Below are 13,622 nucleotides of genomic sequence, written 5' to 3'. Positions count from 1 at the left end.
GTTCCCAGTTTAGTCATAGTGAGTCCCTACCCACATGACAATTATCCAATGTCGGTAGTTGTTTTCTCATTTTGGGATATAAAAAGCCCGCCGGAAGAAGTTCCGACGGGCCTATTACTTTAGTTGTATCCGAAGGGATTAGCCTTCGTTCTTGGCCTTCAGCGCTTCGCCCAAGATGTCGCCGAGCGATGCACCGCTGTCGGAAGAGCCATACTGAGCCACGGCCTGCTTCTCTTCAGCGATCTGCATTGCCTTGACCGAGAAAGTTGGCTTCTTGGCACGGTCGAAACCGGTGACCATGGCGTCGAATTTCTGACCGACCTGGAAGCGTTCCGAACGCTGCTCGTCGCGGTCGCGGCCAAGGTCGCTGCGCTTGATGAAGCCGGCGGCGCCGTCTTCGCCAGCCTGGACTTCCAGGCCGCCGTCACGCACTTCCAGAACCGTCACGGTGACGATCGAGTTCTTGTTGAGGCCAGCAGCAGCGGCAGCGGTGCCACCAGCGGCCGGACCGCCACGCTCAAGCTGCTTCATGCCGAGGCTGATGCGCTCCTTCTCGACGTCGATGTCGAGAACGACGGCCGAAACCGTCTCGCCCTTGCGGTGCAGAGCCAGCGCGTCTTCGCCCGAAATGCCCCATGCGATGTCCGACATGTGGACCATGCCGTCCACGTCGCCGTCCAGGCCGATGAACAGGCCGAATTCGGTCGCGTTCTTGACTTCGCCCTCGACGGTCGAACCGATCGGGTGACGTTCGGCAAAGCTGTCCCAAGGGTTGTTCTGGGCCTGCTTGAGGCCGAGCGAGATGCGGCGCTTTTCCGGATCGACTTCGAGGACCAGAACTTCGACTTCCTGGCTGGTCGAAACGATCTTGCCGGGGTGGACGTTCTTCTTGGTCCAGGACATTTCCGAAACGTGGACCAGGCCTTCGATGCCGGCTTCCAGTTCGACGAACGCACCATATTCGGTGATGTTCGTGACGCGGCCCGACAGCTTCGCGCCGACCGGATACTTGGCGGCGGCGCCTTCCCACGGATCGCTTTCCAGCTGCTTCATGCCAAGGCTGATGCGCTGGGTGTCGCGGTTGATGCGGATGATCTGAACGCGAACGGTGTCGCCGATGTTGATCATCTCGTTCGGGTGGTTGATGCGCTTGTACGACAGGTCGGTGACGTGCAGCAGGCCATCGATGCCGCCCAGGTCAACGAACGCACCATAGTCGGTGATGTTCTTAACGACGCCCTCGATGATCTGACCTTCGGCCAGCGTCTGGATGAGGCCCGAGCGCTGTTCGGCGCGGGTTTCTTCCAGGATGGCACGGCGTGACACGACGATGTTGCCGCGGCGGCGATCCATCTTCAGGATCTGGAAGGGCTGCGGAATGTCCATCAGCGGAGTGACGTCGCGAACCGGGCGAATATCGACCTGCGAACCGGGCAGGAACGCCACGGCGCCGTCGAGGTCGACAGTGAAGCCGCCCTTGACGCGACCGAAGATGACGCCTTCGACGCGGGCATTTTCAGTGAATTCGGATTCCAGCTTGTCCCAGGCGGCTTCGCGGCGAGCGCGGTCGCGCGACAGCATGGCTTCGCCATGGGCGTTTTCGACGCGGTCGACATAGACTTCGACTTCGTCGCCGACCTTCAGGTCAGCCTTCTGGCCCGGCGCAGCGAATTCGCGCAGCGGCACGCGGCCTTCCGACTTCAGGCCGACGTCGATCAGCGCCATGTCGTTTTCGATGCCGGTAACGGTGCCCTTGACGACGCGACCTTCGAAGCCGCCGTCCTCGCCACCGAGAGAATCATTGAGAAGCGCGGCGAAATCGTCGCGCGAGGGGAATGCCGTAGAGGCCATGGTAGTTCCTTCACTCGTCATTGCTGGCCTACCGGTTGTATCCGGTGGTCTTTCAGGCCAAACCGTCCGCACGGCCGGATTGCCGCGCGAACATCCGTTCGGCCATGTCGGGTGAGACGCTCTTTGGATAAGCGAAAAGGACGCCGGGGAATCCCAAGCGCCGTCATCGCGTCAGGCCTGTTGCCGACGTTCCAACTGGGCGTCCACCAGAGCAATCGCCTGCTGGACGGCGGCGTCTATAGTCAAATTGCTGGTGTCGAGCAAGTCTGCGCCATCAGCCATTCGCAGCGGCGCATGATCCCGGCTCATGTCGCGAGTGTCGCGTGCTTGAATATCTGCGATCAAGCTGTCCATGTCCGGGCGTCCGCCATGGGAAAGCGCGTCATCATAGCGGCGCTTGGCGCGCACGTGAACGCTCGCCGTGACAAAGACCTTCGCATCCGCATCAGGCGCGATCACCGTCCCGATATCGCGGCCGTCAAGTATCGCGCCACCCGGCCGGGTCGCAAAATCGCGCTGTCGCTGAACGAGCGCCTGACGAACGCTCGAGTGGATTGAAACGCGGGAAGCGAGCGAGCCGATGGCCTCGCTCCGCAGCGCAGGGTCGCACAGGACTGCATCGTCAAAATCGCAAGCGGAAACCGCATCGGATTCGTGGTCCGGATCGCCCCCGGCTTTCACCACAGCAAGCCCAACCGCACGATAGAGCAGGCCGGTGTCCAGGACAGGCAGCCCGTAATGACTTCCGAGCGCCTTGGCGATCGTACCTTTGCCCGATGCTGCGGGACCGTCGACGGCGATGATCATTCTGCTTTGCCTTTCCGCAACGTCTTGGCGAGACCAATGATGGCTATAAAGGCCCAGACGACCTCCAGCGCCATCGATGCGACATTGAAATGAACCGTCAGGGAGTAAATCAGCAGCAACGAACCGATCAGGTTGAGAAAGTTGAATAGCGTAAAGTTCAGCACCTTCGCCATATTGCTGTAGGCGTAAGCAATAACCATGAGGCCGCTCCCAACAAGGCCAACCACGTTGGGGAAATCCAAATTCACGCCATCGCGCCGAGAGTTTGCAAGAGGGCGGTAAAGCCGGGGAAGCTGGTCGCGACCGGGCGCATGTCATCGATGGTGACACCGCTTTTGGACACAAGACCGGCCACCGCAAAGCTCATGGCGATACGATGATCCAGCTTCGTCGCGATGGGGCCGCCGCCGGGCAGGAGCGTACCTCCAGTTCCCTCGATGGCGATGCCGTCCTCCAGTTCGTTCACTCTCACGCCGATGGCGCGAAGGCCCGCCGCCATGGTGGCGATACGATCAGATTCCTTGACCCGCAATTCTTCAAGGCCTCGGAAGGTGCTGCGCCCTTCGGCGAACGCGGCCGCGATGAACGCGATCGGATATTCATCGATCATGGAGGGCGCGCGGGCGGGGTCTGGCTCGACGCCCGTCAGGTGGGAGGCAGTGACGACGATGTCCCCCACCGGCTCCCCACCGACGTCGCGCGGGTTCTCAATGACGATATCGCCCCCCATCTCGCGCAGCAGATCGATCAATCCTGCCCGAGTGCCATTCAGGCCGACATTTTCAATGGTAATCTTCGAGCTGGGGACAAGCAGCGCGGCGACCATGGGGAAGGCTGCCGATGAGGGGTCGCCGGGGACGGTGATGGCTTGGGGACGAAGTTCGGCCTCGCCTTTTAATGTGATGATCCGTGTTCCATCAGCATCGATTTCTATGTCCAGGTCAGCACCAAAGCCCTTGAGCATCCGCTCGCTGTGATCGCGAGTCGGAACCGGCTCGACGACGCGCGTGACCCCGGGGGTGTTCAGACCCGCGAGCAAGATCGCGGACTTTACCTGCGCTGATGCGACCGGAAGGCGATAATCAAGCGCCACGGCCGGACAGGCACCCCGCATGGTGAGCGGCAGCCGTTGTCCAGGACTGGTGGTGAAGCTCGCGCCCATATGGGACAGCGGCTCGGTGACGCGTTGCATCGGGCGCTTGCTCAGCGATGCGTCTCCAATGAAAGTCGCGGTGATGCCATGACTTGCGACCAAGCCCATGAGGAGGCGGGTAGACGTGCCACTGTTGCCCATGTCCAGAGCTGTTTGGGGTTGCAGCAATCCGCCCACGCCCACGCCCCGAATGTGCCAAATGCCATTATCGTCCCGCTGGATCTGCGCGCCCATCGCACGCATTGCTGCGGCAGTGGCCAGCACATCCTCTCCCTCCAACAGGCCTTCGACACGGCTTTCCCCAACGGCCAGTGCAGAGAGCATGAGTGAGCGATGCGAAATGCTTTTGTCACCCGGCACCCTTACGCTGCCCGCAAGGGGAGGAGCACTGGAGAAGGTCATGGGAACAGGCTGGTCGGAAGAAGTGGTCACGGGTCAATCCGTTTGTCAGGAAGCTGAAAAATTGCGCCCGGCTTTTGACAGCGCGGTTCCGCTATGGCAAGGCGCCCGTCGCTTCGCGGGCGACATGGTCGCGCCGCGTGATATTCGTTGAAGCACTCGTAAGAAGGACAAGGCCGGACATGGTCAAGGCTGAATGGGGCACGAAGCGTACCTGCCCGAAATGCGCCACGCGCTTCTATGACCTGGGCAAGGACGACCCGGTCTCCTGCATCAACTGCAACACGGCTTGGGAGCCGGAACCGGTCCTGAAGTCGAAGCAGCCGCTGCCGTACGAGGAAGCGCCGAAGAAGGTTATCGAAACCGCCGACGGGGAGCTGGAGACGGCGGATGACGATCTGGATCTTGATCTGGACGTCGATGATGATGGTGATTCGCCGGACAATGACGTTGACCTAGGCGGTGACGACGACCTCGGCGTGGATGCCGCCGCCGACGACGGCGACGACGACAATTAAGTAATTTTGTGCTTGCCAAGGAAGTTGCTGCCTCCTAATGGCAGCGACCTCCGAAGCGCCGGTCCCAAGCGGCGCTGACACTGGTAACGGGGCCTTAGCTCAGCTGGGAGAGCGCCTGCATGGCATGCAGGAGGTCAGCGGTTCGATCCCGCTAGGCTCCACCAGTTTCCGGACGGTCTAAGCCTCACCTGTATAGCCTGGAAGCTATCAAGTGGGTGCTTGGCATCCTACATCGGCCGACGGCTGCTCCATGCCGGACATGGCCCAATCCATTGGGATGCGGTATGATGCTGCGCGACGATGGGGCCTTAGCTCAGCTGGGAGAGCGCCTGCATGGCATGCAGGAGGTCAGCGGTTCGATCCCGCTAGGCTCCACCAATTCTCCGGAATGCTACTCATTACTCAGCTTGCCTAATCTCAGAGAGCGTCTGGTAGCAGATTGTATTCCAGTCCCACGTCGCCTGACATAAATTGTCGGCGAGGACTCATCAAGTTTTCACGGGTTCAATTGGCATCTGCTCAAGCTGGCTGCACGAAGCTATCCATCACGCGCTTACGGCCTGCCGTTTCAAAATCGATCTCGAGTTTGTTGCCCTCGATCTCCGCAATCGTGCCGTAACCAAATTTCTGGTGAAATACGCGCAACCCCAGGTGCATATCATCTCGCCCCTTGTTGCCGAGGGATACCGCCGAGGCGCGAGCTTCCACGATCCGCACGGGTTCGCGGGAGAACTGGCCACTTTGTTGCGCCCTCTGCCAGCCTGGGCCACGCCCGCTGCCTCGTTGTACGTCGGAGAAGGGATCAGCGCGCTCGGACCAGTTGGCACGCCATAGGGATGCGCCGCCCGCCATGCTGCTTTCCTCCTCGACATGTTCAGGGGGTAGCTCCCCTACGAACCGTGACGGGATGGAGCTGGTCCACTGGCCATATATTCTCCGGTTCGCCGCATGAAGGATGACGCACAGCTTCCTGGCGCGGGTAATCGCCACATAGGCGAGCCGACGTTCCTCCTCCAGACTGTTGAGACCACCTTCGTCCAACGCTCGTTGAGAAGGAAAAATACCCTCTTCCCAACCCGCGAGGAAAACGGTGTCGAATTCGAGCCCTTTGGCCGCATGGATGGTCATGATCGTGACCTTCCGTTCCTCGGCTTGCGCGTCATTATCCATGACCAGCGACACATGTTCGAGGAACGCGCCCAGCGTTTCATATTCCTCCATCGCGCGAGTAAGTTCATTCAGGTTTTCGAGGCGGCCCGCGCTTTCGGCGGTGCGCTCCGCCTGAAGCATGGCCGTGTAACCGCTTTCATCCAGTATCTGGCGCGCGAGTTCAGCATGGGGAAGCTGGGTCGCACGGTCGCGCCAGCGGGCCAAATCCCCGATAAAGGCGCCAAGACTGCGGCGCGCTTGCGGAGTCATTTCGTCGGTATCGAGAATTCGTGCAGCAGCGAGCGCTAAGGGTATAGCCTCGGCCCGAGCAAGCCGGTGAAGTTTCTCCACGGCTTTGTCACCTAAGCCGCGCTTCGGAACATTGACGATCCTTTCAAACGCTAGGTCGTCGGCCGGTTGGTTGACCAGGCGAAGATAGGCAAGCGCGTCGCGGATCTCAGCCCGCTCGTAAAACCGAAAGCCGCCCACAATCCTATATGCAAGACCGATCTGAATGAATCGATCTTCAAATTCGCGGGTCTGGTGCTGCGCGCGGACAAGGATGGCTACCTCCTCCAACGATCGACCGGTGCGCTCGATCGCCTCGATTTCGTCGCCGACACGGCGAGCCTCTTCTGGCCCATCCCAAACGCCGATAACGCGGACTTTCTCCCCGATGTCGATGTCGGTCCAGAGCGTCTTGCCTAGCCTGTTGCCATTTTCGGCGATCACACCGGATGCGGCGCCCAGGATATGAGGCGTGGATCGGTAATTCTGCTCCAAGCGGACAATCTTGGCGCCCGGGAAGTCCTTTTCAAATCGCAGGATGTTGGCGACTTCCGCCCCGCGCCACGAATAGATGGACTGGTCATCATCACCCACGCAGCAAATATTTTTGCGCTGCTGAGCGAGCAGGCGGAGCCAGAGATACTGGCTGCTGTTGGTGTCCTGATACTCGTCCACCATGATATAGCGGAACCGCTGTTGATAGCTTTCGAGCACATCCCGGTGACGCTTCAATATGGTGAGCACATGGAGCAGCAAGTCGCCGAAGTCGCAAGCATTTACATCGCGAAGGCGGGCCTGATAGGCAGCATATAGTTTCTGCCCGCGCCCGTTCCCGTAAGATTCGCTATCTCCCGCGCTGATTTCGTTAGGCGTCAGCCCCTTATTCTTCCACTGATCGATCAAGCCACCAAGCTGCCGCGCGGGCCAGCGCTTTTCATCAATCCCTTCAGCCTGGATCAGCTGCTTCATCAGTCGAAGCTGATCGTCTGTATCAAGAATGGTGAAGTTGGATTGCAGGCCGACCAATTCGGCATGTCTGCGAAGCATTTTGGCAGCGATAGCATGGAACGTGCCGAGCCATGGCATTCCTTCCACTGCGGGACCGATCATGCGTCCGACACGCTCGCGCATTTCGCGCGCGGCCTTGTTGGTGAAGGTGACCGCCAGGATTTCCGACGGATAGGCACGGCGCGTAGCTATAAGATGCGCCAGTCTTGCGGTCAGCGCAGCCGTCTTGCCCGTTCCCGCGCCCGCCAGCACCAGGACCGGCCCTTCAGTGGTAAGGACGGCTTCCCGTTGCGGCTCATTGAGGCCTTGAAGATAGGGCGGATCATCAGGCGAGGGAGCGGGAAGGGTCATGGTCAACAACTAGGGAGCATGGATAGAGGGAGCAAGGGCTTGACCACGTGTGATTGATAGCAATCTATGAGAACAAAAGGGGAATAATGCAAGGGGGAAGGTCACGATGTTCACCTTCGATATCCCTCAGCCTCTCGTCATGTCGTTAAGTCAAGGCCAAGCGGTTCCAGTGGGGGAAAGGGGCGCGCAATTCAGACTTGAACGCTTTGCTGAGACAGTCGTCATCGCCTGATAGCAGCAGAGCCACAGTTCGTCGCCGACATCGGAACGCGTGCGTCACCGATCTGGTTCTCTACCCGCCAAGAGGCAGAACGGGGTGATTAACAGGAAAGGATTACCCATGAAATCGATCATGCTTGCGAGTGCCGCCATGCTGGCTTTTACCACCGGCGCTACTGGCATTGCGATCGCTCAGGGTGTGCCGGCCAATACGGCCCAACCCCCAGCCACTAATAGCATGCCGACGGATCCTGCTACGCCTGCGAACCCTGCCACAGCGGCAGATCCCAATGCTGGTCAGCCGACTGGAGAGGTTCCAGCTGACACCGGTATGATGCCCGCAACGCCGGGCATGCCCAAAGACCCTGCCGCGCCCGTGGGCAGTTCGGCGAATCCGGTTACCGTTGGCGGGAACATGACCCCTCCGCCTGCGAGCGGTAAAGATTATCCGCTATGCAGTCGCACGGTACAGGATAGCTGCATCAATCCAGGCGAGGCACCGCGTTCGAAGAGGTCGGCGCGCAGGCATCGCTGACCGAAGAGACAGAACCGGGCAGGGCGGCAATAAGCGCTGCCAGCCCGGTTCTGTCTTTGGCGGCGTCCGCCAGGCTGTGCTGATCAAGCACAGCGAGAAAAGCTGTCGTCGCGGCCCTCAAAATACCCGATAGGCCACAAGCCGCGCGGAGGCCGCAGCCTGCGCAGTCTGCCAGGTTCATGTCCGTTTCGGTGTGACGAACCACATCGCCCAGTCTGATTGCTTCAGGAACACGGGCCAGGGTGAAGCCGCCGCCTCTGCCGCGCTGGGTTAGGATGAAGCCGCCTTGGCCGAGGTGGTGGACGACTTTCATCAAATGGTTTCGCGAAAGAGCGTAGGCGTCTGCGACCTCGGGGATGGTTGCGCGACCTGTTGGCGTGACGGCCAGATGGATGAGGACGCGCAGGGCGTAGTCGGTGTGACGGGTCAATTGCATGAGGGAATGCGTTAATTGAACGAGGTTTGCGGATCAAACATGTAGATTGTTTACATGTTTAAAGATGTACCGTAAAGGCGTCGTTACCGAGTCTCTAGTTCAAAGGGGTGCATGTATGAGCCAGCTCAGCGCTGAAACCATCGCGATCGTCAAGGCAACCGCTCCTGCGCTGCGGAGCCATGGGGTGGAAATCACGACCGCCATGTATGCGCGCCTGTTCCAGGATGCATCGATCAAGGACATGTTCGACCAGGCGGCGCAGGACAGCGGTGAGCAGCCCAAGCGTCTGGCTGCGGCGATCCTGGGCTATGCCGAGAATATCGACAAGTTGCAGGCTTTGACCGGCGCGGTCGAGCGCATGGTGCAGCGGCACGTCGAAACCGGCGTGAAGGCCGAACATTATCCCAAGGTTGCCGAAGCGCTGCTGCCCGCGATCCGCGATGTTCTGGGCGCGGAAGTTGCCACGGACGCCGTGTTGGAAGCGTGGGGCAAGGCCTATTGGTTCCTGGCCGAGATATTGATTGGCAAGGAAGCGCAGGCTTATGAGGATGCTGAAGCGGCTTGATTGATGGGTGGGGTGAATGGCCCGCCCGCTCGCAGGCCCACCCCCGGCCCCGCCCGCTTGCGGGAGGAGAGCTTTTGTCCCTCCCGTCTGCGTTTTTTCGGGTCGGACGATAGTGTTAGGCAGCCATTCTCAACAGGGTCAGACGGGCTTTGCCGACGTCGCGGGTTGCGTCGATGGTGAAGCCCTTGACCTCCACATCTTCGCGGCGATCGGTTTCGATGCTGATCCAGGTCGCGGGGCCGGTCCAGCCGAGACGGCTTAACTTGTCGAGAGCGACGACGCCTGCGCCGCTACTATAAGGCGGGTCCATGAAAATGAGGTCCAGCGGTTTCGACGCGGGGCCGAGCGACAGCACGCTGCTCTGGCGGATGTCGGGCCGGATGCCGAGCTTGTCACCATTGGCGCGGATCACATTCAAAGCGGCCTGATCCTGTTCAACGAAGAGGCAGCTAGCAGCGCCACGGGACAGGGCTTCAAAGCCCAAGGCGCCCGATCCTGCAAAGAAATCGCCGACGGCCAGCCCTTCAAATGATCCGATGCGGCTCACCAGCATGGAAAAGAGCGTTTCGCGCGTACGATCGGCCGTGGGACGAGTGGCGTCGCCCTTGGGAGCTGCCAGCGGGCGGCCGCGCCATTGGCCTGCGATGATTCTCATTATTGGCGTCCGTGCAGAAGAAATGCCCTGAGACAAGCGCAGGGCAAACGGGTTTAGCTTCAGGATTTGGGCGTCTTCAAGCTCTTGCGGAAGACGATGAGGTCGTGCTGGCGCACTTCTTCCACCGCGCCCGACGCGAGTTCGCCGAGGTGGAAAGGGCCATAGCTGGTGCGGATGAGGCGGCTTACCTGTAGGCCCAGATGCTCCAGAACGCGCCGCACTTCGCGGTTCTTACCCTCCGTCAGGGTCATTTCGATCCACTGGTTGCGGCCGGTGCGGCGCTCCAGATTGGCCTCGATCTGGCCATAGCGAATGCCGTCAATCTCTATGCCCATAAACAGATCTTCAAGCTGGGCCTGGCTGATTTCGCCAAAGGCGCGGGCGCGATAGGTGCGCGGTACGCCGGTCGCGGGCAATTCCATCTGCCGTTTGAATTCGCCATCGGTGGTGAGGAGCAGCAGCCCCTCCGTGGTCATGTCCAGACGACCGATCGGCATGAGGCGGGGCAGATCGGCGGGCAAGCGGTCGTAGATGGTAGGACGGCCGCGGGGGTCGCGCTCGGTGGTCAAATAGCCTGAAGGCTTGTGAAACAGGAAGAGACGGGCGGGAGCCGGTTGCGCCACCGGGTTGCCATCCACCGCCACGCCGTTGAGCGAGGTCAACAGGGTCGCGGGCGTCGAGATCAGTTGGCCATCGAGAGTGACCCGGCCTTCCTCGATCATCCGTTCGACTTCCCGGCGCGAGGCTATTCCGGCGCGGGCGAGCAGTTTGGCGATACGTTGCGGTTCGTTCGTGCCGCTGACGGCAGCGGCCATGCGTGCCGGATGAGGATTTGCCGGTTTGGCTGGAGCAGCGTTTCTTTTCTTGAAAGGCGGGCGAGCCGGGCGCGACGAACCGGAGGGCTTGCCGTCGGTAGGACGCCGGGGGCCGCCCGGTCCTGTCCTGCGCGGCGGTGCTGATTTTTTCGGCGGCTCCACGCTCGGTTCCTTTTAACGAAGCGGCGGCATTCCCATATCGGAGATGCCGGGAAAATGACGAATAGTGCCGTCCTGTCGCCGAGTGCGCAGGATCGGTCGCAACTCCCTTAGGCGGTTGCGCGTTTGATCGGGTGCATGGCGCATATGGGGCAGATCGGCAAATGTTTTTCGGGCTAGTCAAAGGGGACTCGAAGCCACGGCAGCAGGCACAGGCCATCAGCAGCGTGCTGGTGGTGGAAGATGAGCCTTTGGTCGCCTTCGACAATGAGCATGTGCTGGAACAGGCGGGCTACCGCGTGGCCGCGACGGTCGAGGATTATGACCATGCGATCAGCGTCATTGAGCAGGATGAGGTCGATCTGGTGATCGCCGATATCACCCTGCATGGCGACAAGACGGGTATCGATGTGGCGCGTCATGCCTATGCCAGGGGATTGGCGGTGCTGTTCGTCAGTGGGGCCTGTCCGGTTGATGCGCATGAGATGGCGGTAGGGTGTCTGGCGAAGCCCTATTTGCCGCGTGATCTGCTGGCTTCGATCGGGGTAATTGAGGCGGTGCTGCGTGGTGGGGAGTTGCCGCGCGTGCCGCGTGGGTTGCATTTGTTTGATCGGGTGGGGTGAGTAGGTGCGGTTGGGTCGGCGGTGGTTTGTCTGACCTGACTTGCCCTCGCGGGGGTTACCTGAATCTCGTGCTATTACTTTTGCACCATTGACCCTTAAATCTGTCATGGGGCCAAGTAGCTTTACCGTCTCTGCCCAATCGTTATTGGCTTATTTAAAGTCGGCAGAAATGTAGATCGCCGGTAATTATCGTCCAAGAGGTGCGAGCAATGATAGACCGCCGTAATTTTCTGAACGCGGGAATATTGACGGCGGCCGGGGCGCTGATCGTCCCGGCGCGCGCTGCGGAAACCCCGGCGACCCTGTCGCTCTCACTCAATGGATCGGCGCAAGGACCGCTGGTGCCCCGCGACTTCGTCGGCCTGTCCTACGAGACGCAGCAGCTTGAAACGCCCGATTTCTTCAACGCGCGCAACCGCCCGCTGGTCCGCGCTTTCCGTGACCTGACGCCCGCTGGCATTCTGCGCATCGGCGGCAACACCAGCGAATTTTCCTGGTGGAAGGAGCGCCCCGGCGACAAGCAGCCGCCGCGCATCGAACGGCCGATCAAGCCGGGCCAGCCGCGCCCTGACCTGAGCTACGCCGTCACCCCAGCAGCCATCGATGCGCTAAAGGGCTTCCTGGATGCGACCGGATGGCGGTGCATCTACGGCCTTAACCTCGGCAATGGCGTGCCGCATGACATGGCGCGCGAGGCAGCCTATGTCCAACGGCGGCTTGGCAAGCGGCTGGTCGCGTTCGTCATCGGCAATGAAGTTGACGTGTTCAGCTCGCACCTGCGCGATCCCAAGACCTGGGGTCCCGACACCTATCTTGCCGAATGGCTCGCCGCTGCCCATGCGATCACGGCGGGCAGCCCGGATGCCCGCTTCATCCTGCCCGACGTCGCTTACAAGCTCGATTGGCTGCCCGCCGTCGCCGACCGCTGGGCCTCGATCAAGAATCCGCCGCGGATCGAGGCACTGTCGCATCATTTCTACAAGGGCGGTCCCAATGATCCGCGGATCAAGCCCGACCGCCTCCTCCTGCGCTCGACCCGGGAGGCGCAGGAAGGCAAGCTGACCAGCGACGCCGCGCGCAAGATGGGTGTTGCCTACCGCATGACGGAAGGCAACACCGCCTACCACGGTGGCAAGCCGGGCGTGTCGGATAGCTATGTCGCAGCGCTCTGGGCCGCTGATTATATGCTCCAGCTCATGTCGCTGGGCTATTCCAGCGTGAACCTGCACGGCGGCGCTGGCCCTGCGGTTGCCAACTCGGTCGGCGGCCTTGCGGGCGAAAAGATGCTGCCCGACGCGCAGCCCCGCCCGCGCCCCTTCTACACGCCGATCGGCAATATGGACGGGCAAGTGCAGCCGCAGCCCGTCTATTGGGGCATGAAGTTCGCCGGGCTGTTCAGCGGGGCGCGCATGCGGACCGTCCAGTTGGACGCGCAGGGCCTCAACGTCGTCGCCTATGCAGCCGACACGGCTCAGGGCACGCTGCTTGCTATCCTTAACAAGGAAGTCAGCACCGACGTCCGCCTGCCGCTGCCCCGCCACCAGAGCGTCGCCACGTTGAGCGGCCCGTCCCTTGACAGCCGTGAGGCCCGCCTGGACCTCACCTCCCGCAGCGTCCCTGCTGGTGCTGTCGACATCGCGCGGTCATCGGCCACCATTGTCAGATTGAGCAAAGTCGTTGCGGCTGTTTGATTGCAGATTCGGATCCTGCCGGGGTTGGCGTCGCCAAACGCGGCAGGCCTGACGGCCACCCAAACCAAGCTTTTTCTAGGTGCTCGAAAGAGCTCGATGATAGACCTAGCCTGGATGGGTTCCTGAATAGGGGTGGCAAGAACGTCTATCGTAAACGGCGTTCTGCGGAAGGTTGACGGCACTTCCGACACTCACGGTCAACGTCCGCTCCGGACAGCAGCGGTTATTCGCTGCGGTTGCCCCGAACGGCGGCTCTGTCCCAGTGGTGGCCTATTGGACCATGCGATGCCTTGGAAATGGGGGTAGCTTTCGTCATATGGGATGAGGCGGAGATGCCGCTGGGGCGAGTTCCGCTTGTTTCTCCGATGATTGGCCATATGGTGGCGCGACAAGCATTTTG

At 60.9% G+C, this 13,622-nt stretch carries 12 protein-coding genes and 2 tRNA genes; 6 read left to right on the top strand and 8 right to left on the bottom strand.

Features of this window, described 5'->3' with window-relative positions; translation table 11 throughout:
- Positions 1-138 precede the first annotated feature (138 nt).
- From rpsA to aroA, 4 genes are all read right to left on the bottom strand, one after another.
- Positions 139-1,851, bottom strand: a complete 1,713-nt coding sequence (gene rpsA / locus ACZ5YV_RS04890; protein ID WP_464788828.1) for a 30S ribosomal protein S1 — start codon at positions 1,849-1,851, stop codon at positions 139-141.
- 171 nt (positions 1,852-2,022) lie between these two features.
- Entirely contained in the window at positions 2,023-2,658 is a 636-nt protein-coding gene (cmk, locus tag ACZ5YV_RS04885) for a (d)CMP kinase (protein ID WP_464788827.1), read from the bottom strand.
- Positions 2,655-2,906 carry a CBU_0592 family membrane protein gene (locus ACZ5YV_RS04880; RefSeq protein WP_464788826.1) on the bottom strand — a complete coding sequence of 84 codons (252 nt, stop codon included), beginning with the start codon at positions 2,904-2,906 and terminating at the stop codon, positions 2,655-2,657. Before ACZ5YV_RS04880 ends, cmk begins: the two co-directional genes overlap by 4 nt.
- Entirely contained in the window at positions 2,903-4,243 is a 1,341-nt protein-coding gene (gene aroA, locus ACZ5YV_RS04875) for a 3-phosphoshikimate 1-carboxyvinyltransferase (RefSeq protein WP_464788825.1), read from the bottom strand. The genes ACZ5YV_RS04880 and aroA overlap by 4 nt, the downstream gene beginning before the upstream one ends.
- Positions 4,244-4,392: 149 nt before the next feature.
- Here aroA and ACZ5YV_RS04870 point away from each other — a divergent pair, with 149 nt between their 5' ends.
- The 3 genes from ACZ5YV_RS04870 (at position 4,393) to ACZ5YV_RS04860 (ending at position 5,106) form a co-directional block, all read left to right on the top strand.
- Positions 4,393-4,728, top strand: a complete 336-nt coding sequence (locus ACZ5YV_RS04870) for a TIGR02300 family protein (protein WP_449472261.1) — start codon at positions 4,393-4,395, stop codon at positions 4,726-4,728.
- Between the two features lie 88 nt (positions 4,729-4,816).
- Positions 4,817-4,892: transfer RNA gene (locus tag ACZ5YV_RS04865), tRNA-Ala, on the top strand.
- Positions 4,893-5,030: 138 nt separating this feature from the next.
- A tRNA-Ala gene (locus ACZ5YV_RS04860) sits at positions 5,031-5,106 on the top strand.
- Between the two features lie 141 nt (positions 5,107-5,247).
- On the opposite strand, the gene ACZ5YV_RS04855 is transcribed toward ACZ5YV_RS04860, so the two are convergent.
- Positions 5,248-7,524, bottom strand: coding sequence for an ATP-dependent helicase (locus ACZ5YV_RS04855; RefSeq protein WP_464788824.1), 2,277 nt, complete (start codon positions 7,522-7,524; stop codon positions 5,248-5,250).
- A gap of 701 nt (positions 7,525-8,225) precedes the next feature.
- The gene (locus ACZ5YV_RS04850) at positions 8,226-8,714 is read right to left on the bottom strand and encodes an Rrf2 family transcriptional regulator (RefSeq protein WP_464788823.1); all 489 of its coding nucleotides are present in this window, start codon (positions 8,712-8,714) and stop codon (positions 8,226-8,228) included.
- 115 nt (positions 8,715-8,829) lie between these two features.
- Here ACZ5YV_RS04850 and ACZ5YV_RS04845 point away from each other — a divergent pair, with 115 nt between their 5' ends.
- On the top strand, positions 8,830-9,279 hold the full coding sequence (locus ACZ5YV_RS04845) for a globin domain-containing protein (RefSeq protein ID WP_464788822.1): 450 nt from the start codon (positions 8,830-8,832) through the stop codon (positions 9,277-9,279).
- Between the two features lie 115 nt (positions 9,280-9,394).
- On the opposite strand, the gene rsmD is transcribed toward ACZ5YV_RS04845, so the two are convergent.
- Together rsmD and ACZ5YV_RS04835 are read right to left on the bottom strand one after the other, a co-directional pair.
- The gene (gene rsmD, locus ACZ5YV_RS04840; RefSeq protein WP_464788821.1) at positions 9,395-9,934 is read right to left on the bottom strand and encodes a 16S rRNA (guanine(966)-N(2))-methyltransferase RsmD; all 540 of its coding nucleotides are present in this window, start codon (positions 9,932-9,934) and stop codon (positions 9,395-9,397) included.
- A gap of 59 nt (positions 9,935-9,993) precedes the next feature.
- Positions 9,994-10,911 carry a pseudouridine synthase gene (locus ACZ5YV_RS04835; RefSeq protein ID WP_464788820.1) on the bottom strand — a complete coding sequence of 306 codons (918 nt, stop codon included), beginning with the start codon at positions 10,909-10,911 and terminating at the stop codon, positions 9,994-9,996.
- Between the two features lie 161 nt (positions 10,912-11,072).
- Here ACZ5YV_RS04835 and ACZ5YV_RS04830 point away from each other — a divergent pair, with 161 nt between their 5' ends.
- Both ACZ5YV_RS04830 and ACZ5YV_RS04825 read left to right on the top strand, forming a co-directional pair.
- Positions 11,073-11,531: a response regulator gene (locus ACZ5YV_RS04830; protein ID WP_464788819.1), complete on the top strand. Its 459-nt coding sequence runs from the start codon at positions 11,073-11,075 to the stop codon at positions 11,529-11,531.
- Positions 11,532-11,740: 209 nt separating this feature from the next.
- Complete coding sequence (locus ACZ5YV_RS04825) at positions 11,741-13,222, top strand: hypothetical protein (protein ID WP_464788818.1); 1,482 nt, start codon at positions 11,741-11,743, stop codon at positions 13,220-13,222.
- Positions 13,223-13,622 lie beyond the last annotated feature (400 nt).

It is taken from the genome of Sphingobium sp. TomTYG46, assembly GCF_055396345.1.
Note: the sequence above shows the minus strand (reverse complement) of the source record. Positions and strands in the feature narration are given on the sequence as shown.